We start from the raw sequence: 19312 nt of genomic DNA on the forward strand, positions 1-19312 counted from the left end.
ACCCCCGGATGGATCAGGTAAGGCTAACCTAACCCGCAAGATCCTAGTCCCTCGAAGATCCTCCCGAAGCCGGGAAACCGCAATCGGCGGCTAACCCCGAGGTCATAGGATGACATGGGATTTGGGAAGGGTGGGTCCGTGGAAACGAGCACGGAAGAACAACTCATCGGACCGCTGCTCCTCGCACGCGGCACCATCGACAGATCGGCGGCACTGAGAGCCGACGCCACTTGGTTGGAACGTGCCTGGACGGATTCGGCCACCAGGGTGCTCGTGATCGACAACGGTCGCACGCTGGTCAGGCGCACCGGCGAGGAGGTCCACGCGGTGCTCTTCACCACCGCGCAGGCCCCGCCCGGCGAGCGCTACCTGCTCGGGGTCGAGGACGGCGTCGCCTACTTCGCGGTGGCCGCACCGCTGCCCGGCATGCCGTCGGGCGACATCAACGGCCGCGTCACGGTCGCCATGAGCCTGCGCGACACCCCCGACGGCCAGGCCGTCCCCGCCGGACTGCGCCAGGTGGGCGGCCTGCTCGGCGACCGCGACGCCGGCCTGCTGGTCTACGCGGTCGCGCTCGAAGCCTGGCACGCCACCCATGAATACTGCCCGCGCTGCGGCACCCGCACGGAGGTCCAGGCGGGCGGCCACATCCGCGTCTGCCCGCAGGACTCGAGCCAGCACTTCCCCCGCGTCGACCCCGCGGTCATCATGCTGATCCGCGACCCCGACGACCGCTGCCTGCTCGCTCGGGGGCCCCAGTGGCCCGAAGGCCGCCTGTCGATCCTGGCCGGCTTCGTCGAGCCAGGAGAGTCGCTGGAGGCCGCGGTCGTCCGTGAGGTGGCCGAGGAGGTCGGTGTCGCCGTCGCCAACCCCCGCTATCTCGGCAGCCAGCCGTGGCCGTTCCCGCGCAGTCTCATGCTCGGCTTCTTCGCCGAAGCTCTCACGACCAGCCTGATCCCGGACGCGGAGGAGATCGCCGAGGCCCGCTGGTTCTCCCGCCAGGAGCTGGTCCAGGCTCTGGAGACTGGAGAGGTGAGACTCCCGCCCCCGGTCTCCATCGCCCGCCGCCTCATCGAGACCTGGTACGGCCAGCCTCTCGTGGGCGACTGGTGACATGATCGAGACCTGGGTGGCCAAAGCACCCAGGTCTCAGCGATCATCCTAACCCCGGCGAAGGCCGGAGGAAACGTGTCAGGCCGCTTCGAGGAGGGCCTTCACCTCACGCGCCGACGGGTTGGTGCGCACGACGCGCCCCTTGGGAGTCTCGATCACCACGGTCGGAACCGTCTGGTTACCGTTGTTGACGCTCATGACGAACGCGGCCGCGTCGGGGTTCCGCTCGATGTCGATCTCGTCGAACCGGATGCCTTCTCGGGTCAGCTGGGACTTGAGCCGCTTGCAGGGGCCACACCAGGTAGTGCTGTAGACCGTGAGCGCCATTTCAGACAATCCCTCCAAGGTCAGGAACACAGGCGTTGGCTGCAACAACGCCGGCAGCGCCGTTAATCCCTATCCGATGCGCTCGCTGATCCATTCCTGCACCCGCTCGGTCACGCTCACCTCGCGGTAGAGCGCGCTGGCGTGGGCCGCGCCCGGCACGGTCACGACCGTCACGGGCACGCGGGCCTTGGCCAGCATCTCCTTGAGCACCGCGCTCTGCGACGGAGGCACGAACTCGTCCTCCGAGTGGACGGTCAGCATCGGCGCGTCCTTGGCGCTGGCGTGCCAGGCGACCTCCATGCTCGCCCAGACCCGCGAGCACTTGCCCTTGGGCGCGCACCCGCCGGCCAGCAGGATCGACGCGGTGCGGAGCCTGCGCGCGTTGGGGTCGGCCGCCGTGGCGCCGTCGGTGTAGGCGCGCAGGGGCGAGATGATCGGCGACAGGCCGACGACGCCCTTGAGCCCGGGCAGGCCGTTGCCGTAGGTGCCCACGGCGGCCGCGATGTGGCCGCCCGCGGAGAAGCCGGCCACCACGAAGTTGCTCGCGTCGAACGCCCATCTGTCGGCGTGCCTCTTGGCCGTGGCGATGGCGTCCAGCGCGTCGACGCGCTGTGCGGGCCAGGCCGCCTCGGTGGAGAGCCGGTAGTTGATGTTGAAGACCGTGTAGCCGCGGTCGGCATAGCTCCGGGTGATCTCGGTCATGTACTTCTTGTCGCCGCTGGACCACCAGCCGCCGTGGATGAGGAAGACGGCGGGCCGCTTCACCCCGTCGGGGGTCCACCAGACGTCCATCTGCTGATGGCGGTGCTTGCCGTAGGAGACGGTCTCCGTGGCGAGGCCACCGATGCCGTCCGGATCGGTCGGCAAGGTCGCCGTGGGGCCCGGTGTGGGCTCTGCTGCCGCTTGTGCCGCCACTGGCGTGAGCGCGACACAAGCGAGCGCGATAGCGCTCAAGGAAACCGCAGTTCGCACGGCCTTCCCTTCTCCCCCATGCTCATGGTCGGCCCCATTGTGATGGAAGAGACCAGTTCTTTGCACCTCGTAGGCGTTGATCAGGTGACTGCCGCATGTTGCCAGAATGGAGCCCGGACCGCCACCTGCTGGGAGGATGTACGGGTGAACAGCGTGGACGATGTGCTGTCCGGCCTCGATCCGGAGCAGCGAGAGGTGGCGGAGACCCTGCGTGGGCCCGTCTGCGTGCTGGCGGGCGCGGGCACGGGCAAGACCAGGGCGATCACCCACCGCATCGCCCACGCCGTGCGCAGCGGGGTGGTCGACGCGCAGAGCGTGCTGGCAGTGACATTCACCACACGGGCTGCCGGGGAGCTGCGGCAGCGGCTGCGGGCCCTGGGCGCGCCCGGCGTGCAGGCACGCACCTTCCACGCCGCCGCGCTGCGGCAGCTCACCTACTTCTGGCCGCGGGTGATCGGTGGCGAGGCGCCGTCGGTGATCGAGTCCAAGCTGCCGGTCCTGGTGGAAGCCTGCCGCCAGATCCGGAGAAACCCGGATCGATCCGAGTTGCGGGACATCGCCGCCGAGGTCGAGTGGGCCAAGGTCACCCAGGTCGGGCCGGAGGACTACGTCGCGGCGGCGGCCAAGCACCATCGCACCCCTCCGGTGCCGGCAGAGGAGGTGGCCCGCCTGTACGACTCCTACGAGCAGATCCGGCGCGAGCGCCACCTGGTCGACTTCGAGACCATCCTGGAGCTGACCGCCGCGGTGATGACCGAGCACCAGGAGGTCGCGGGCCAGATCCGCCAGCAGTATCGCTACTTCGTCGTCGACGAGTACCAGGACGTCAACCCGCTGCAGAAGCTCCTGCTCGACACCTGGCTCGGCGGCCGTGACGACGTGTGCGTGGTCGGCGACCCCAACCAGACGATCTACTCCTTCACCGGCGCCACTCCCCGCTACCTGACGGGCTTCGCCGTCGAGCACCCCGGCGCCGCGGTCATCAAGCTGGTCCGCGACTACCGCTCCACGCCCCAGGTGGTGGACCTGGCCAACCTGGTCATCGCCAAGGGCAGGTCTCCGCACCGCCTGGAGCTGCTCGCCCAGCGCCCCGACGGCCCCCGGCCGGCCTTCGCCGACTACGACGACGAGCCCGCGGAGGCGGCCGGAGTCGCCAGGGCCATCAGAAAACTGATCGACCAGGGCGTGCCGTCCCGCGAGATCGCGGTGCTGTTCCGCACCAACTCCCAGTCGGAGGCCTACGAGCAGGCCCTGTCCAAGGCCGAGATCCCCTACGTCCTGCGCGGCGCCGAGCGCTTCTTCGAGCGTCCAGAGGTACGGCAGGCGGTCGTGCTGCTGCGCGGCGCGGCCCGCTCCGCCACCGACGAGCCCCTGGCCTCGGAGGTCCATCACATCCTGACGGGCATCGGCCTGACGCCGTCACCGCCCGGCGGCGGCAAGGCGCGCGAGAAGTGGGAGTCGCTCAAGGCGCTGGCGGACCTGGCGGAGGACATGGCCGTCGCCGGCGCGGATCTGCCCGCGTTCGTCGCCGAGCTGGAGCGCCGCGCCTCCGAGCAGCACGCGCCGCCGGTCGAGGGGGTCACGCTGGCCTCCCTGCACGCCGCCAAGGGCCTGGAGTGGGACGCCGTCTTCCTGGTCGGCCTGACCGACGGCATGATCCCCATCATCTACGCGGAGACCCCCGAGCAGATCGAGGAGGAGCGCCGCCTGCTCTACGTCGGCATCACCCGGGCCCGCGAGCACCTCTCCCTGTCCTGGGCGCTGTCGCGGGCCCCGGGAGGCCGTAAGAGCCGCCGCCCGTCCCGCTTCCTCGACGGCCTGACCGGCCGCCCGTCCGCCGCAGCGCGCTCGGCGGCGCCCGCCCGCGAACGTCGCGCGGTCGCGGCCCCGGTGAGCTGCCGCATCTGCGCCAAGACTCTGACGGCGGCGGCTGAGCAGAAGCTGGGCCGGTGCGCCACCTGCCCGGCCGACTACGACGAGGCTCTGCTGGAGAGTTTGAAGGCCTGGCGTGCGGCCACCGCCAAGGAGACGAAGGTGCCCCCGTACGTGGTGTTCACCGATGTGACGCTTCAGGCGATCGCGGAGCGCGCGCCCGCGACCGAGCAGGAGCTGTTGTCGATCGCGGGCGTCGGCCGCGTCAAGCTCGACCGCTACGGCGAGGCGGTGCTCGATCTCTGTCGTTCCGCCGCGCACTGACTCGAGACCGCCGTAACCAGTGCGAAACGGTGGAGTGGGACCATGGTGATGGGCAAGTTCGCGGACACGCCAGACTTGTGCCAGAACGGCCAACGCAAGGGGGATTCGTGAACGAGGCGCTGAAGGAGCTCCTCGACCTGCTCGACCTGGAGCAGATCGAGCTGGACATGTTCCGCGGGCGCAGCCCGGAGGAGCGCATCCAGCGGGTCTTCGGCGGGCAGGTGGCCGCGCAGGCGCTGGTCGCGGCGGGTCGTACCGTGGGCTCCGACAGAAACGTGCACTCGCTGCACGCCTACTTCATCCGCCCCGGCGACCCCTCGGTCCCGATCGTCTACAACGTCGAACGGGTGCGGGACGGCAGGTCGTTCACCACCCGCAGGGTCACGGCCATCCAGCACGGCAAGACGATCTTCACCATGTCCGCGTCGTTCCACGTTCTCGAAGAAGGCGTGCACCACCAGGCGCTGGTGATGCCGGAGGTGCCGGATCCCGAATCGCTGCCCGGCTTCCAGGAGCGGATGGCCAAGCTGGTCGGCACCAACTCCGAGCTCCGCGAGTGGCTCTCGCGCCCGCGCCCGGTGGACGCCCGATACGCCTCCCCGCTGACTTGGGAGGCCTACCAGAACCCGGAGCTGCGCAGCGCCGAGACCAACGTGTGGTTCCGCTACGACGCCGAGCTGCCGGACGACCCGCTGCTGCACGTGGTGCTCGCCGCCTACGCCTCGGACTTCACGCTGGTCGACACGATCTTGCTGGCGCACGGCATGGCCTGGGGCGCCTCGAACGTCATGGGCGCCTCACTGGACCACGCCATGTGGTTCCACCGGCCGTTCAGGGCCGACGACTGGCTGCTGTACGCCCAGGAGTCGCCCTGGTCGGGGCAGGCCCGGGGGCTCGCGCGGGGCGAGATGTTCACCGCCTCAGGTGAGCTGGTGGTGTCCGTGGTTCAGGAGGCCATGATCCGTGTGACAAAGTCACAAAATCGCAGGTAGAAAATATGTTGCCCAGTCCCGGGATCCCGGTTTAGGGTCTTGGTCAAGCGAGTCGGGCATTCCGCCCGACGATCCCAGAGTGGAGGTGAGTCCCAGTGATCAGCATCAACATGTCGGCCACGCAGTGGCTCGCCTTCGCATGCCGTGACGCGGTGAGGCTCGTTGATGGGCCGGCCAAGCTGCGGCAGGAGAAGTCTGCCCGTCGTCAGGACTCCGCTTTCTATGCGCCCGCCCATGTCAGTGCGGCCGCCCTGATCGCTCCTGCCTACGCCGCGGGCGCCGAAGTGCCGACCCAGCAGATCACCAAGGGTGGATTGCGCGGTCCGCAACCCTGGAGGGATGCGCCGGTCATAACCTGACCGGCACATAGCAGCCCCCAGGCCGCGGATCCGCACACAGGATCCGCGGCCTCTTTGTTTGTCCGTGATCCCCGAACACCCACGAGGTGCCCGAACAAGATCAAAAAGCTCGATCAAAGGAGAAAGCAGATGGGGGCGAAGACGATCATGGACCTGATCGACGAAGCCGAGATCCCCTGTCGTACCGACCCTGACCTGTGGTTCGCAGAGTCACCGGAGGACGTCGAGTTCGCCAAGGCGCTCTGTGGCGGCTGCCCGATCCAGAAGGCCTGCTTGGCCCGCGCGCTCGAGCGCGAGGAGCCTTGGGGCGTCTGGGGTGGCGAGCTTATCCTCCGCGGGACCGTCGTACCCCGCAAGCGTCCTCGCGGCCGTCCGCGCAAGCACCCGGTCGCAGCCTGAACCACGCAGCAGTCCAGCAACAGCCTTCAGACCTTTAGACCTTCAGACAGAAAGAAGCCAGACAGATGAGCCTCATGCCGATGAGTCACACGGAGCCGTATCTCTACCATGAACTGGTAAACGACCGAATACAAACTCTCCATCGAGAGGCGCGCGAGCAGCGACTGGCCGCGCGTATCGACCGTGTCCAGCGGGCACGGCGCAGGGTCGAGCGGGCGAACGAACGCCTCAGCAGAGCCCTGAGCATGGAGGGCTGATCCGGGAGATCCTGCCGCCGGCGCAGGATCTCCCGGATCACCAGATCTGTGTGATCAGCTTGTGAATATCGATCGCCCCGTGCGGAACAGAATTGTTCCGCACGGGGCGATGTTGTTGAAGGGCCTCACCATTCGGATTTCTTCCGCAGTACGGGTCAGTGCGCGGTGACTCTGGTCACCGGGGCCATTGCCGGGTCGTCCTCGGCCGACCACAGGCGGGTGGCCATCCAGGCGATTCCCGCCGCGGCGAGGACCAGGCCGATCAGATATACCGGCAATGGGACGGCGTTGCGCAGAGAGCCGGGAATCATGCCCACGGCATAGAGTGCGACGCCCGGGACAGGAAGCAGGCCGGTCCGGATGGCCGCTCCACTGAATGTCAGCACCCCCGCCACCAGAATGACAGAAGTGACGATGAAGGCCATGCCCGTGTCGCCCGAGAGAAGACCCGACACCGTGGCGCCGCTGAGTGACGGGAAAACGAAATGCAACGCGTACTCAATGGCGAAGGCCCCGGCCAGGCCGGTGGCGTTGAGGAAGTAGCCGGCCAGACCGAGAGTCCCCGCGCTGCCACGGATGAGCAGGTACAGGCCGGTGAGCGCGAACAGCCCCGCCAGCGCCGCGAACGGGGCGAGGGCATGCGTGAGAGCCGTTTCTGGAATGACACCCGCGCGCCGGAGAACGTTCACGATGAGAAGCACGGCGCAGACGAAGCCCGCCACAGCGGTTATCCGGTAGAGACGCATACAGGACCATCCTTTTCTCCGGTGACAACGCCGTAAGCATGCGCGCTGTGGGCCGCGAAGTTGAGAGCGGGCGAGCTCCTGTAAGCACCTCGAAAGAATTCGGCGTGCCGCGCGGGAGCCGGAGCGTATTCGGTCACCGTTTGCGCAGGAAGGTGTGGCGGAACCGCCCCATTCGGCGTGGACGTGTCCTTGTCGGCGTCGATGCAGCACCTGGGTCGGTAGAGGAAGATTCGCCTCGCCGACCTCACTTGATCACCGCCATGGGCCTTTCACACCGACACAACGGCGTCCAGTACAAGAGAGGCGATGGCGAGCGCCAGAAAACCGCCTGGAAAGGCCAGGTTGTAGTACACGCGGGCCCGCACGTGCGCAACGAGCGCCCCGACGAAGAAGAGCACCAGGCCGGTCGCGGCGGCGAGGCCGACGAAGGGAACCCCGACCAGGCCGAGCATCAGACCAACCGCTCCGGCGAGCTTGAGCGCGCCGAGAGGCAGCACCCAGTTCGGCGGCACTCCCACTTCGGCGGCGTTCGCGAGGACGAATCTCGCCCGCGCGAAGTCGGCCACAGCCGCACCGGCGTTGACGACGATGGTCACGATGGTCACGACGGCGTACGCGGTCAGCATTCTTCCGCCTCACCGATCATCCTGGCCGGCATGTCGCCGAGAGCAGCCGGCAGCTGGGGCACGGACGCGGTGTCATCCCACATCCCCATCCGCCGCCGGCAGGTGGCGGTCATCGAGACGCCCGACGTGCTGCTCACCGGGGTGCCGGGTGTGGCGCCTGCTGGGATGGCGGATGTGGCGGGTGCCGGGATGTCTGGCACGGCGCTTATCGGGGTGTCGGGTGTGGTGCTCGCTGGGGTGGCGGGCGTGGTGCTTGCCGGGGTGGCGGGTGTGGCGGGTGCCGGGATGGCAGGCGGCTGCCAGAAGGCGCTGGCCACCGGAATGCCCGGCAGCCGGCCCGGCGCATCCCCAGTAAGGCTGTGCAGCTGCTGGACCTCCGCGTGGGCCGTTGGACGCACAGCCGGCAAGCACATGCGAGGCGGTACGGGAACCTGGCGAGGTCGGAACAGCTTCGCGTGCCTGGCCTTTCGGACCCGGGTTCGGTGTGTGGCGAGACGCACCAACTGTGGGCTCACAGCATCGGCCTCCTTGTCAGCAGGTGCAGCTGGGCGGCACTGGTCACCTCAATGACGCTCCCTATGCGGGAAATGTGACATCAGAACGCCGGCGAAATCCCTCGCCGCACCTTTCGTGACCGATCGACAAGATCAGCGGAGATGCACGAAGGACGATGACATGCCCAGATGCGCCGATGCCGTGATGCGCCAGGTGGCGACGTGCGACGCGGCGGGGCGCCGGGGGATGACGTGCGACGCGGCGGGGCGCCGGGGGATGACGTGCGACGCGGTGATGCGCGTCGTAGCAACGTGGCGAGCGTCGACTTGCCCGAGCTGGAGGCCCCGTTGAGCATGATGATCCGCCCCGGCCCGCGATCCGGCGGCTGTGGTTCCCTCAAGAGATTCATGCCTTCTGTATGGCACGGCCGAGCTGGAGATCAAGAGCTGTGAAGGAGTGCTGTGGCAGGCGATGGCCGGTGGCCGTGAGGAGGTTGAGGGATGCCGGGGCCGGTGTCAGGTGGTGGCGAGGGCTTCGTCGTTGGGGTCCTCGGTGAAGCCCGGAACCCAGCGGACGACCTCGTCGCGGAAGCGGGCCGTGGTGCCGAGCTGGCACAGGACGCCGATCCCGGCTGCGTGTACGCGGTGGATGAGAACGTACGAGGCCGGCAGGTTGAGCTGGCGGACGACGTTGGTGGGGCGGAGGTCGGTGACGCTGGCCGCTTGGGCGCGGAGCCATTCGCGGCTGAAGGTGAACTCCTCCACGGACGTCGGCTCGACGTAGGGGGCGAGGAAGGCGCGCAGGGCGTCGGGGTCGATCTCTATGCCGGGGCGGATGAAGCCTTCGTCGCGCAGGCCCGCCACCACGGACTCCATGTCGCCCTGGTTGAAGATGCGGGTCAGCTGGCCGAAGACCGGGGGGTAGCCGCCGGGCATGCGGTTGACGGCGCCGAAGTCGAGGATGCCGAGCTTGCCGTTGGGCAGGATGCGGAAGTTGCCCGGGTGGGGGTCCGCGTGGAGCATGCCGACGCGGGCCGGAGAGCAGAAGAGGAAGCGGACGAACAGCAGGCCGGCGTGATCCCGCTCCTGCTGGGTGCCGCCGGTGATGACGCGGGACAGCGGCGTGCCGTCCATCCATTCGGTGACGAGGATCATCTCGTTGGCGGCGATCACGTCAGGGACGTGGAAGTCGGGGTCGCCGTTGAACTCCAAGGCGAAGGCGTGCTGGGCCTCGGCCTCGCGCAGGTAGTCGAGCTCTTCGGCGACCCGGTCGCGCAGCTCGGCCAGCACCGCCTTGATGTCGAGACCCGGAAGCAACGCGCCGAACAGCTTGCCGAGACGCGCGAGCTGGGCGAAGTCGCCCAGCAGAGCCTTGCCGGCCCCGGGGTATTGGATCTTGACGGCGACCTGCCGGCCGTCGTGCCACACGGCCTTGTGCACCTGGCCGATCGAGGCGGCGGCGGTCGGCTGGTCGTCGAAGGTGAGGAAGTGGTCGCGCCAGTCGTCTCCGAGCTGCTCGGCGAGCACGTTGTGCACGGTCGCGGCGGGCAGCGGGGGTGCGGCGTCCTGCAGCTTGGTGAGCGTGGCACGGTAGGGGCCGACGATCTCCTGGGGCAAGGCGGCCTCGAAGATGGACAGCGCCTGGCCGAGCTTCATCGCGCCGCCTTTGAGCTCACCGAGGACCTTGAAGATCTGCTCGGCGGTGCGCTGCTGGATCTCCTCCGCGACGATCTCGGCGGACTTGCCGCCGATGCGCTTACCGAGCCCCAGGGCGGTGCGACCGGCGAAACCGATCGGAAGGGCGGCCAGCTTGGCGGAGCGCGTGACTGCGCGGCGCGGAAGATCGCTCACACTGATGCGCGGTATCCCAACCGGGATGCCACTTCCCCCCTTCGTGGTCGATACCTGGGCAAGTCAGTCGCAGGTAGCTGACATGACCATTGTTAGCGGATTTGGATTGTTTCGCATACAACGACATTGCGGGTGGACGTCCCACGACCGTCTTTTCCAGTGCCAATCAGGGAAGACGTCCATTGTGCCGTTGGTCACAACCGCCTCCCGGCCGTCGATATGGGCGAGCGCGTGACCGGCCGCCGCGGCCGCCACCATGCTCGCCAGGACGGCATCGCAGGCGATCTCGCCCGGAGGGAAGCCGCCCAGGCGTGCGGTGACGATCGGCCAGGCCGGGTCACGGTCGCGACGAGCCAAGTCTAGGCAGTGCAGACACGCGGTCTGACCAGGCAGAACCAGTGGGCCAACGCACCCGTGGCCCTCGAAGGCGGCCGCGAGCAGGTGGGGGATGCCCAGCGCGAACAGCTCGTTGACGAGCACGCGGTCGAGCGGTCGCACAGGAGTGAGGATCACGAGATCGGGCCGCTGGGACCTGTCACTCAGAGGTGGGCCACCGGCTCTCGCGTCCACGGTCGGGCCGTGCTGGTCCGCACGCTCCCGAGAGGCGGCCGGCCGGCGGCCCCGGCCCGAGGGGGCGGGTGAGGCGGTCGCCGAGCCTGTCGGGTGGGCGGTGGGCGAAGCGGCAGGGGAACCGGTGATCCTGCGGGCCAGCGCCACCGCGCCGTCCTGGCGGCTGAGGCCCAGTTCGGACCAGGTCAGGCCGCCCGGCGTGATGTCGCGGGGGAGGGTCGGCCCAGGATCGATCACCCGGATCGTCCCCACACCGGCGGCGGCCAGCAGGGCGACGACCTGCGCGCCAACGCGACCGGCACCGTAGACACGCACCTGCGCCTGCCCCCGGCGCAGCATCGCCTGCCGCCCGCCGTCCGGGGTGGACGAGGCCAGGTCAAGGGCGTCCAGGTCGGGTCGCAACCGGTCGAGCTGGGGCAGCGGCAGCGGGAGCGGCGGGCCCCCGGCGTCGTGCAGCACACCCTGCTGGATGAGCTGGTCGAGCAGGGATCGGGCGCTGACCTCGTCCAGCCCTGCCGCGGCGGCCTCTTTCAGCACGCGGGCGAGGTCACGGGTGCCGTCGAGACCGTCGATCCACCGGCGGACCGGCTGGGTCAGACCGGTCAGCATGACGGCCCGCCGTGGGTGCACGCCGAATTGGAGGGTGTGGTCGTCGCGGTCGGTGCGCCGGAGGGCGGGTTTCACACATGGCCTCATGGCGCGAAAGATTTGCACGGGCATTCAAGATCCGGATCCCCTTTCCCCGCTGCTGTGGATAACTCACGCCCGACCCGCGCCCCTGTGGACAAAGAACCCAACGGCACCGCGGGGCGGTGACGCCGACTGCAGGGCCGCACAAAAGGCCCCTGACGATGACGCCGGGAGTACGAACCGTAAAAAGGAGAAGGGCACCCGAAAGTCGCCCTACAGCCAGAGATCACCCCGCCGGGCTACGCTCCCCGCATGAACGAACTCTTGGTCGATCGTCAGGACGATGGCGTCGTCCTGGTCACCCTCAACCGCCCCGACGTACGCAACGCGATGACCGATGGCATGACCGCAGCCTGGCGCCGGACCATGACCGATCTGGCGGGGGACAGGGACGTCCGATGCGTGGTCGTGACCGGCGCCGGGACGGCCTTCTGTGCGGGCGGCGACCTGTCCTGGCTGGGGGAGCGGGGCGTGGAGCCGGTCGACCGGCTGCGTGACAGGATGCTCGCCTTCTACCGCTCCTGGCTCTCCATCACCGAGCTCGAGGTCCCCACGATCGCCGCGGTGAACGGCGCGGCCGTGGGAGCCGGCCTGTGCGTGGCGCTGGCCTGCGACCTCGTGTACGCGGCCGACGACGCCAAGCTGCTGGCGCCGTTCACCTCGCTCGGCCTGCACCCGGGGATGGCCGCCACCTATCTGCTGCCGCGGCGGGCGGGGACGGGTCTGGCCAAGGAGATGCTTCTGACGGGCCGCACGCTTCTCGGCGCGGAGGCCGCGACTAAAGGGCTAGCAAATCGGTCTTTCCCGAAAAATGACCTTTTGCCGGAGGTGATCGCTATCGCCCAGAGGGTGGCCGGCAACGCCCCCATTGCCACCAAGCTCACCAAAGTCGCCCTCGACCGGGATCATCCGAATCTTGAAGCCGCGCTCAGTTGGGAGTCCCTCGCGCAGCCGGTGACCATGACATCCGCCGACATGATCGAGGGCCTGGCAGCGCATCGGGAAAGGCGTGTGCCCAAATTCACCGGGTCTTAATCATCTGACCAGCAGAAACAACGTCCACCCTCTGTGGAATTTCGCCAGTCTCGGCTAACGTGCATATGTGCCCCCCGAGACAGTCGAGGTCCGTCGCAGTTCTCGTCGCCGGCGTACGGTCTCCGCCTACCGTGACGGCGACAAGACGATCGTGCTCCTGCCCGCCTGGCTGAGCGGTGAAGACGCGGATGAATGGGTGAGCCGGATGCTCGATCGGCTGGCGGCGAAGGAACGCCGAAGGCGGCCGACGGACGAAGCTCTCCTCGAACGGGCAAAGGAACTGTCGGCGAAGTATCTCGATGGCAGAGCCGATCCCGAGAGCGTCCGCTGGGTCGACAACCAGCAGCACCGATGGGGCTCCTGCACTCCGGAGAACGGCACGATCAGGATCTCGACCCGCCTCAAGGGCCTGCCCGAATGGGTCATCAGCTACGTCATCATCCACGAGCTCGTGCACCTGCTGGTGCCGAGCCACGGCCCCCGTTTCTGGGCGCTGGTCGAACAGTATCCCAAGGCAGAGCGGGCGCGCGGGTTCCTCGAAGGATTCTCCGCCGCGGCGCACACGGCACCGGAGGAATGTTGACGCGCGTCGTCGCGGTCCTGGTACGGCAGAGCATGGCGGCGTCCGCCCCGCAAGGCGTCGACGGGCGGCGGTGGCTGGAGGCGGTGGCCGAGGACACCTACGAGATGGTCTCGGGGCTGGAGCTCGTGACGCCGGTCCTGGTGACGAGCGTCCCAGGCCTGGAGGAGATCGTCTGGCCCGGCACCGAGGTGATCGCCATCGCCGAGGACGAGCCGCTCAGGAGCATCCTCGGCAAGCTCGGCGGCGACCAGGCGGCGGTGATCGCCGGCGACGCCCCGGATCTGCCGCCACTGCTGGTCGGCAAGCTGTTCCGCGAGCTGGGACGCGCCGAGTTCGCGGTGAGCCCGGCAGAGCGCGGCGGCGCCGTCGCGCTGGCCTGCGGACTGCCGGCGCCCGGCTGGGCCGATCCCGACCTGGACGACCCCGATCTGGTGGCGACGCTGCGGGCGCAGGCTCCCGGCCCGCGGAAGGTGGCCACCACGCCGGGCTGGCACCGGCTGCGCACCCCGGAGGACGTCGAGCGCCTGGACCCCGGCCTCGAAGGCTGGGACAACACGCGCGCGCTGCTCACGGCACGGTGAGCTCCGCGAACACCGCCCGGTGATCGGTGCCCGGCACGTCGTGCACGCTGACCGCCTTCACGCCCACCCGGTGGTCCACCAGCACGTGGTCGATCGTGATGATCGGCGGGATCCGCTTGTTGGACGGCCAGGTGGGGATCAGCCCGGCGCCGACCTGGGCGGCGGCGTCCTTGTAACCGCGGTCGAGCAGGCGGCGCATCTGGGCGTGGTCGAGCGAGGCGTTGAAGTCGCCGGCCAGGATGCGCACGGTGTCGCGGGAGGCGCCGGGGAAGGACTCCAGTGCCTCGTTCCACTCGATCACCTGGCGGCCGAGGGGCGGAAAGGGGTGGACGTCGATGAACTCGATCGGCCGGCCACCGGGAAGCGCCAGCTTCGCCGCCGGCATGTTGTGACCCGCCGTGCGCGAAATCACACCGGTGAGTGGTTCGAGCGGGTGCTTGGAGAACAGCCCGCTCCCGCCGGCGCTCCACTCGGCCTCGACCACGCGGTGCGGCATCAGTTCCCGCAGCCCGGCCTCGTCCAGCTCATCGACCGCTCCGGGCGTCAGCTCCTGGGTGTTGAGCACGTCGGGCCCGAGCTCGTGCACCATCTTCATGATCGTCTGGGTGTCGGCCCTGCCGAACAGCATGTTGATGCTGAGCACCTTGAACGGCCTGCCCTGCGTGGCCTCGGCCGTGCCGAAGGCCCTGGGCAGCACGCTGAAGCCGAGCGCGGTGGCGGTGAGCAGCGCGACCGCCGTGGCGGCGCGCCTGCGCCCCAGCGCGGCGATGAGCAGGGGGATCAGCGAGCCCGCCGCGGCGTACGGCGTGGCGGTCATGAGCTGGGTGGGGATGGATCCGCGCTCCAGGCCCGCCACCCTGGCGAGAGCCCAGGCGGCGAACGGCGTCACGGCCAGCCACGTCAGCGTGGCGCCGCCGCGCCCGCTGCGCTTGCGGCGGACGGGTGTGACGATCGTGCCACCGACTGGACTGTCCGCTGAAACGCTCACATGCCCCCCTTTTTTTGGAACGATGCGATCTCCAGCGGACTCTAGCCAAACGCGCGTGACCGCGAGGTAAGCGCGGCGTGTCCACGTGCGGCCAGGCGGCGTGTCGCCTCGTCGGAGGGCTCCGGGATCTCCCCGATCGGGAACCAGCGCAGATCCAGAGACTCCTCGCTGATCACGGCCTCCGCTCCCGCCGGGGCGACGGCCGCGTACTCGACGTCGAGATGCCAGCTGTGCGGCGGATGGCACCAGACCTGGTGCTTGTCGACCGCCAGCGGACCCGGCAGCAGTTCCAGGTCCGCGATGCCCGACTCCTCCACGGCCTCGCGCAACGCGACGTTCGCCAGCGTACTGTCGGCCGGCTCGCAGTGGCCCCCCATCGGCAGCCACATCCGGGCCTTGGGGTGCAGCGTGAGCAGCACCCGCGCGCCGTCGTGCGACAGCACGGCCGTCGTCGCCGTCAGGTGCCCCGGAACGCACTGGCGCAGCATCGCGTCGTCATGCGACGCCAGATGCTCGAGGAACTCCGAGCGCAGCCGGTCCTCGCCGGCCGTCGGCGCGGTCCACGCGGTCAGCACGGCCACCGCGTCCTGGTGCAGGCTCAACTCTGGTCGTCGCCTTTGTCGTCGGGCTTCTGGTCGAGCTGCGAGATGTCCCAGGCCGTCTCGCCGAGCACGAACGCCTCGGGGTCCTCCAGGTCGTCGGCCCGCGGCATGAGGTCGGGATGACCCCACAGGGCGTCGCGCCCCTCGGTGCCGCGCGCCTCCTTCAGCGCCTGCCACAGCGCCGCCGCCTCCCGCAGCCTGCGCGGACGCAGCTCCAGGCCGACGAGCGTGCCGAAGGTCAGCTCGGCCGGGCCGCCCGTCGCGCGCCGCCGTCGTACGGTCTCCGCCAGGGCGACGGCGGAGGGCAGCTTGCCGGCGGCGGCCTCGTCGACCACCGTGGCCACCCAGCCCTCGACCAGCGCGAGCATCGTCTCCAGGCGGGCCAGGGCGGCCTTCTGCCGCTCGGTCTCCTCGGGCTTGAGCAGGGCGCCCCCGCTGAGCGCCTGCTGGAGCGCCTCGGGGTTGTTGATGTCGAGGCCGCGGATCTGCTCCTCCAGCGCGGAGGTGTCGACCGTGATGCCCCTGGCGTAGTCCTCGACCGCGCCGAGCAGGTGTCCGCGCAGCCACGGCACGTGCTGGAACAGCCGGTGGTGCGCGGCCTCGCGCAGCGCCAGATAGAGCCTGATCTCGTCGGCCGGGTGCTCGAGACCCTCGCTGAAGGAGGCGATGCCGCCGGGCAGCAGCGCCGCGGTGTCGGACAGCGGCAGCCCGATGTCGGTCGTGCCGATCACCTCGCGCGCCAGCGAGCCCAGCGCCTGGCCGATCTGCTGGCCGACCATCATGCCGCCCATCTGCTTGAGCATGCCCATGAGCGGCCCGGCCATCTGCTGCGCCTCAGGAGGCAGACCGGCCCCGCCGAGTGCGCCGCCCATGGTCTCGACCATGCGCTCGGCGATCGGCTCGGCCAGCTTGCGCCACACCGGGATCGTGTTCTCGATCCACTCCGAACGGCTCCACGCCTGTGGGCCGGACACGCCGCTGGGGAGCTCTGTGGCCTCGTTCAGCCACAGATCGGCCAGGTGCAGCGCGTCGACGATCTGGCGGCGCTCGCCTTCCATGACGCTGGGATCACCCTCGGCGACCACGGCGTGGCGGGCGATGTTCTTGGCCATGTCCCAGTTGACAGGGCCGGAACCCTGAGGAGCCGACAGCATGTCGGCGAACTGGCGCATCGCCTGAGCCATCTGCTCAGGGTCGCCGAACATGGCGAACGGGTTTTCGTTGGGGTCGTTTTCGCGACCTGGCAGGTCAGTCACCGCTCTACCTCGTGCAGGATGGAGGAGTCCACATCCGCCACGTTAGTCGTCCTACGGCGGATCAGTGCAAAGTGAGGACCTGGTGCCTACCTCGAAACGCCCGCGCCAACCCGTCGTAGCCGTCACCGGTGCTGCCTCAGGCCTGGGCCGCGAGCTGCTCGCAAGGCTCGTCGCCTCCGCGGATTTCCGCAGGGTGGTGGCCATTGACGAGGAGCGCGGCGACATCCAGGAGGCGACCTGGAGAGTGATCGACGTACGAGATCCGCTCTTGGCGAACCGGATATCCGACATCGACGTCCTGGTCCATCTGGCCGGCGACTACGCCGTCGACTCCGACCCCGCCGAGCGCAGGGCGTACAACCTGAGGGCGGCGCAGACCGTGCTCACCGCCAGCGCGGCCGCTCGGGTCCGCCGCGTGGTGCTGGTCACCAGCGCGATGGTGTACGGCGCGGCGCCCGACAACGACGTGCCGCTCGCCGAAGACGGCCCGGTCGCGGCCGAGCCGGACACCGGCGTGGTGGGCGACTACCTGGAGATCGAGGCGCTGGTGCGCAGGTCGCTGCGCAGCCACCCGGGGCTGGAGCTGACGGTGCTGCGCCCGGCCGCGGTGGTGGGGCCCGGCGTCGACAGCGTCATCACCCGCCACTTCGAGTCGCCGAGGCTGCTCACGGTCAAGGGCTGCACCCCGCGCTGGCAGTTCTGCCACATCGACGACCTGGTCTCGGCCCTGGAACTGGCCGCGAAGGGGGCGATCACCGGCGTGCTCGCCGTGGGCTCCGACGGGTGGCTGGAGCAGGAGCAGGTCGAGGAACTGTCCGGGATCCGCGGCTTCGAGCTGCCGGCCGGGCTGACGTTCGGCACGGCGCAGCGGCTGCACAGGCTGGGCATCACCCCGGCTCCCGCGACCGACCTGCACTATGTCGTCTATCCGTGGGTGGTCGACTGCGCGAGGTTGCGCGAGGTGGGGTGGAAGCCGTCCTGGACCAACGAGGCGGCGCTCGCGCAGGTGGTGGAGCTGCGCGCGAACCGGACGACCGTGGTCGGCAGACGCCTGCCCGTCAAGGAGGCCACTCTCACCGCGGCCGGCGCCACTGTCGCGGTCATCGGCACCGCCGCGATCGTCCACCAGGTGCGCAAGAAGCGACGCGGGTGAGGCTCGGGCGGGAAAAATCTGTAGGCTCTTTTCGTGGACGTCATCCGGTTGCTAGCCATTCGTGACACCGCGCTGTCCGTCGACGAGGTGATGGCCGCGGTGGGCGACCACGCGGCCGGCGGCACCACGCTGTTCGTGGGCACCGTGCGTGAGCGGGACAACGGCAAGCCCGTGACCCGGCTCTCCTATTCGGCGCACCCTTCGGCCGACAGCGAACTGCGGGCGGTGGCTGAGAAGGTGGCCACCGACTTTCCGGTCACCGCGCTCGCGGCCGTGCACCGGGTCGGTGATCTGGAGCTCGGCGACACGGCGGTGATCGTGGCCGTGTCCTGCCCGCACAGGGACGAGGCGTTCAGGGCGGCGCGCAGGCTGATCGACGATCTCAAGTCTCAGGTGCCGATCTGGAAACATCAGGTGTTCGCGGACGGGTCGGCCGAGTGGGTCGGCGCCTGCGAATAAGCTCGATCCATGTCACGACGCGCCCTGACCCTGCTGGTTTCGGCCTTTCTCGTGCTCGCGCTCGGGATCGTCGGAGCGCTGTCGAAGGTGCCCTATGTCGTGCTGAGTCCCGGTCCGACGGAGAACACGCTCGGCGATGTCGACAAGAAGCCCGTGATCGCGGTCAGCGGGCGGGAGACGTACCCGACCACCGGCGCGTTGAGGCTCGTCACCGTCGCCTACCAGGGCGGGCCCACCGCGAAGATCGACCTGCTCACCGCGCTGCGCGGGTGGCTGGATCCGACCGTGGCCGTGGTGCCGGAGGAGACCATCTTCGCCCCTGACCGCTCTCCCGAGCAGGTCGAGGAGGAGAACACGGTGGAGATGACCAACTCCCAGGACGACGCGACCGCCGCCGCGCTCGGCGAGCTCAAGATCCCCTACACCACCGTCGTGTCGGTGTTGTCCACGGAGAAGGACAAGCCCGCCGCCGGCAAGATCCTCAAGGGCGACGAGATCACCTCGGTCGACGGCAAGCCGGTCACCAAGATCGAGGTCGTCGGGGAGGCCGTCAGGGCGCACAAGCCGGGCGAGCCGGTGACGTTCGGCGTCACCAGGGGCGAGCAGAAGCTCGACGTCACGGTGCAGACCGCCGAGTCGAAGGGCGCGACCGTGGTCGGCGTGTCCATGCAGGCGCGCTACAAGTTCCCGTTCGAGGTCGACATCAACGTGGGCGACGTGGGCGGGCCGAGCGCCGGGCTGATGTTCTCGCTCGGCATCGTGGACAAGCTCACGCCGGGTCCCCTCACCGGCGGCAAGCAGATCGCGGGCACGGGCACGATCAACCCGGTGGGGGAGGTGGGCCCGATCGGCGGCATCGCCCAGAAGATGGTCGGCGCCCGCAACGCCGGGGCCACCGTCTTCCTCACTCCGGCCGACAACTGCGCCGAGGCCCTGAAGGGCGCGCCAGACGGGCTGCGGCTGGTCAAGGCGGAGACGTTGCATGGCGCGGTGCAGGCACTGGAGGCGTTGAGCAGGGGCAAGGGCGCAGTGCCTTCTTGTGGCTAGGAGGAAACTTTGCGCG

22 protein-coding genes are annotated in these 19312 nt (G+C 69.2%); 11 read left to right on the forward strand and 11 right to left on the reverse strand.

The annotated features are described in order from the left end of the window. Positions 1 to 138: 138 nt before the first annotated feature. Positions 139 to 1113: an NAD(+) diphosphatase gene (gene nudC / locus V5E28_RS18435; RefSeq protein WP_336208156.1), complete on the forward strand. Its 975-nt coding sequence runs from the start codon at positions 139 to 141 to the stop codon at positions 1111 to 1113. 78 nt (positions 1114 to 1191) lie between these two features. On the opposite strand, the gene V5E28_RS18440 is transcribed toward nudC, so the two are convergent. Both V5E28_RS18440 and V5E28_RS18445 read right to left on the reverse strand, forming a co-directional pair. Continuing rightward, positions 1192 to 1440 (reverse strand): glutaredoxin family protein, encoded by a 249-nt coding sequence (locus V5E28_RS18440; protein ID WP_336208157.1) that lies wholly within the window; start codon positions 1438 to 1440, stop codon positions 1192 to 1194. A 69-nt stretch (positions 1441 to 1509) separates the two neighbouring features. Then, entirely contained in the window at positions 1510 to 2307 is a 798-nt protein-coding gene (locus V5E28_RS18445; protein ID WP_336208158.1) for an alpha/beta hydrolase, read from the reverse strand. A gap of 258 nt (positions 2308 to 2565) precedes the next feature. On the opposite strand from V5E28_RS18445, the gene V5E28_RS18450 reads away from it, so the two are divergent. From V5E28_RS18450 to V5E28_RS18465, 4 genes are all read left to right on the forward strand, one after another. After that, entirely contained in the window at positions 2566 to 4608 is a 2043-nt protein-coding gene (locus V5E28_RS18450) for an ATP-dependent DNA helicase UvrD2 (protein WP_336208202.1), read from the forward strand. A gap of 107 nt (positions 4609 to 4715) precedes the next feature. Then, positions 4716 to 5600: an acyl-CoA thioesterase II gene (tesB, locus tag V5E28_RS18455; protein WP_336208159.1), complete on the forward strand. Its 885-nt coding sequence runs from the start codon at positions 4716 to 4718 to the stop codon at positions 5598 to 5600. A 95-nt stretch (positions 5601 to 5695) separates the two neighbouring features. Beyond that, positions 5696 to 5959 (forward strand): hypothetical protein, encoded by a 264-nt coding sequence (locus V5E28_RS18460; RefSeq protein ID WP_336208160.1) that lies wholly within the window; start codon positions 5696 to 5698, stop codon positions 5957 to 5959. A 129-nt stretch (positions 5960 to 6088) separates the two neighbouring features. After that, complete coding sequence (locus tag V5E28_RS18465; RefSeq protein ID WP_189141775.1) at positions 6089 to 6358, forward strand: WhiB family transcriptional regulator; 270 nt, start codon at positions 6089 to 6091, stop codon at positions 6356 to 6358. Positions 6359 to 6770: 412 nt separating this feature from the next. Here V5E28_RS18465 and V5E28_RS18470 read toward each other — a convergent pair whose 3' ends face one another. From V5E28_RS18470 to V5E28_RS18490, 6 genes are all read right to left on the reverse strand, one after another. Next, positions 6771 to 7361: a hypothetical protein gene (locus tag V5E28_RS18470; RefSeq protein ID WP_336208161.1), complete on the reverse strand. Its 591-nt coding sequence runs from the start codon at positions 7359 to 7361 to the stop codon at positions 6771 to 6773. 269 nt (positions 7362 to 7630) lie between these two features. Then, positions 7631 to 7987: a DoxX family protein gene (locus V5E28_RS18475; RefSeq protein ID WP_336208162.1), complete on the reverse strand. Its 357-nt coding sequence runs from the start codon at positions 7985 to 7987 to the stop codon at positions 7631 to 7633. Then, on the reverse strand, positions 7981 to 8385 hold the full coding sequence (locus V5E28_RS18480) for a hypothetical protein (protein ID WP_336208163.1): 405 nt from the start codon (positions 8383 to 8385) through the stop codon (positions 7981 to 7983). The genes V5E28_RS18475 and V5E28_RS18480 overlap by 7 nt, the downstream gene beginning before the upstream one ends. Positions 8386 to 8582: 197 nt before the next feature. Further along, positions 8583 to 8891, reverse strand: a complete 309-nt coding sequence (locus V5E28_RS49555; RefSeq protein ID WP_442945837.1) for a phosphotransferase-like protein — start codon at positions 8889 to 8891, stop codon at positions 8583 to 8585. 106 nt (positions 8892 to 8997) lie between these two features. Next, positions 8998 to 10332, reverse strand: coding sequence for an ABC1 kinase family protein (locus V5E28_RS18485; RefSeq protein ID WP_336208164.1), 1335 nt, complete (start codon positions 10330 to 10332; stop codon positions 8998 to 9000). Between the two features lie 63 nt (positions 10333 to 10395). Beyond that, on the reverse strand, positions 10396 to 11586 hold the full coding sequence (locus tag V5E28_RS18490; RefSeq protein WP_336208165.1) for a thiamine biosynthesis protein ThiF: 1191 nt from the start codon (positions 11584 to 11586) through the stop codon (positions 10396 to 10398). Between the two features lie 258 nt (positions 11587 to 11844). Here V5E28_RS18490 and V5E28_RS18495 point away from each other — a divergent pair, with 258 nt between their 5' ends. The 3 genes from V5E28_RS18495 (at position 11845) to V5E28_RS18505 (ending at position 13791) form a co-directional block, all read left to right on the forward strand. Then, positions 11845 to 12627 carry an enoyl-CoA hydratase/isomerase family protein gene (locus tag V5E28_RS18495; RefSeq protein WP_336208166.1) on the forward strand — a complete coding sequence of 261 codons (783 nt, stop codon included), beginning with the start codon at positions 11845 to 11847 and terminating at the stop codon, positions 12625 to 12627. 67 nt (positions 12628 to 12694) lie between these two features. Next, positions 12695 to 13210, forward strand: a complete 516-nt coding sequence (locus tag V5E28_RS18500) for a M48 metallopeptidase family protein (protein ID WP_336208167.1) — start codon at positions 12695 to 12697, stop codon at positions 13208 to 13210. Then, positions 13204 to 13791, forward strand: coding sequence for a hypothetical protein (locus tag V5E28_RS18505; protein ID WP_336208168.1), 588 nt, complete (start codon positions 13204 to 13206; stop codon positions 13789 to 13791). The genes V5E28_RS18500 and V5E28_RS18505 overlap by 7 nt, the downstream gene beginning before the upstream one ends. Here the strand turns inward: V5E28_RS18505 and V5E28_RS18510 are convergent. The 3 genes from V5E28_RS18510 to V5E28_RS18520 are packed head-to-tail and all read right to left on the reverse strand — an operon-like array spanning position 13778 to position 16586. Continuing rightward, positions 13778 to 14779, reverse strand: coding sequence for an endonuclease/exonuclease/phosphatase family protein (locus V5E28_RS18510; protein WP_336208169.1), 1002 nt, complete (start codon positions 14777 to 14779; stop codon positions 13778 to 13780). The genes V5E28_RS18505 and V5E28_RS18510 overlap by 14 nt on opposite strands. A gap of 41 nt (positions 14780 to 14820) precedes the next feature. Beyond that, positions 14821 to 15381 (reverse strand): NUDIX hydrolase, encoded by a 561-nt coding sequence (locus V5E28_RS18515; protein ID WP_336208170.1) that lies wholly within the window; start codon positions 15379 to 15381, stop codon positions 14821 to 14823. Then, positions 15378 to 16586: a zinc-dependent metalloprotease gene (locus V5E28_RS18520; RefSeq protein WP_442945838.1), complete on the reverse strand. Its 1209-nt coding sequence runs from the start codon at positions 16584 to 16586 to the stop codon at positions 15378 to 15380. The genes V5E28_RS18515 and V5E28_RS18520 overlap by 4 nt, the downstream gene beginning before the upstream one ends. 130 nt (positions 16587 to 16716) lie before the next feature. Between V5E28_RS18520 and V5E28_RS18525 the strand changes: the two genes are divergently transcribed. Genes V5E28_RS18525 through V5E28_RS18535 form a run of 3 tightly spaced genes read left to right on the forward strand, consistent with a single transcriptional unit; the run spans position 16717 to position 19296 of the window. Then, a complete protein-coding gene (locus V5E28_RS18525; protein WP_336208203.1) occupies positions 16717 to 17790 on the forward strand; it encodes an NAD-dependent epimerase/dehydratase family protein in 1074 nt (357 codons plus the stop codon). Positions 17791 to 17823: 33 nt separating this feature from the next. Beyond that, a complete protein-coding gene (locus V5E28_RS18530; RefSeq protein WP_336208172.1) occupies positions 17824 to 18249 on the forward strand; it encodes a molybdenum cofactor biosynthesis protein MoaE in 426 nt (141 codons plus the stop codon). A gap of 9 nt (positions 18250 to 18258) precedes the next feature. Then, on the forward strand, positions 18259 to 19296 hold the full coding sequence (locus V5E28_RS18535) for a YlbL family protein (RefSeq protein WP_336208173.1): 1038 nt from the start codon (positions 18259 to 18261) through the stop codon (positions 19294 to 19296). Positions 19297 to 19312: the final 16 nt, after the last annotated feature.

The sequence above is a fragment of the Nonomuraea sp. LPB2021202275-12-8 genome (genome assembly GCF_037044575.1).
Lineage (GTDB): Bacteria > Actinomycetota > Actinomycetes > Streptosporangiales > Streptosporangiaceae > Nonomuraea.

What these genes read in the sequence shown, in the direction of transcription:
- V5E28_RS18440 (WP_336208157.1), bottom strand. Translation starts at nt 1,440, where the DNA reads ATGGCGCTCACGGTCTACAGCACTACCTGGTGTGGCCCCTGCAAGCGG.
- V5E28_RS18465 (WP_189141775.1), top strand. Translation starts at nt 6,089, where the DNA reads ATGGGGGCGAAGACGATCATGGACCTGATCGACGAAGCCGAGATCCCC.
- V5E28_RS18470 (WP_336208161.1), bottom strand. Translation starts at nt 7,361, where the DNA reads ATGCGTCTCTACCGGATAACCGCTGTGGCGGGCTTCGTCTGCGCCGTG.
- V5E28_RS18475 (WP_336208162.1), bottom strand. Translation starts at nt 7,987, where the DNA reads ATGCTGACCGCGTACGCCGTCGTGACCATCGTGACCATCGTCGTCAAC.
- V5E28_RS49555 (WP_442945837.1), bottom strand. Translation starts at nt 8,891, where the DNA reads ATGAATCTCTTGAGGGAACCACAGCCGCCGGATCGCGGGCCGGGGCGG.
- V5E28_RS18495 (WP_336208166.1), top strand. Translation starts at nt 11,845, where the DNA reads ATGAACGAACTCTTGGTCGATCGTCAGGACGATGGCGTCGTCCTGGTC.
- V5E28_RS18505 (WP_336208168.1), top strand. Translation starts at nt 13,204, where the DNA reads ATGTTGACGCGCGTCGTCGCGGTCCTGGTACGGCAGAGCATGGCGGCG.
- V5E28_RS18520 (WP_442945838.1), bottom strand. Translation starts at nt 16,586, where the DNA reads ATGTTCGGCGACCCTGAGCAGATGGCTCAGGCGATGCGCCAGTTCGCC.
- V5E28_RS18535 (WP_336208173.1), top strand. Translation starts at nt 18,259, where the DNA reads ATGTCACGACGCGCCCTGACCCTGCTGGTTTCGGCCTTTCTCGTGCTC.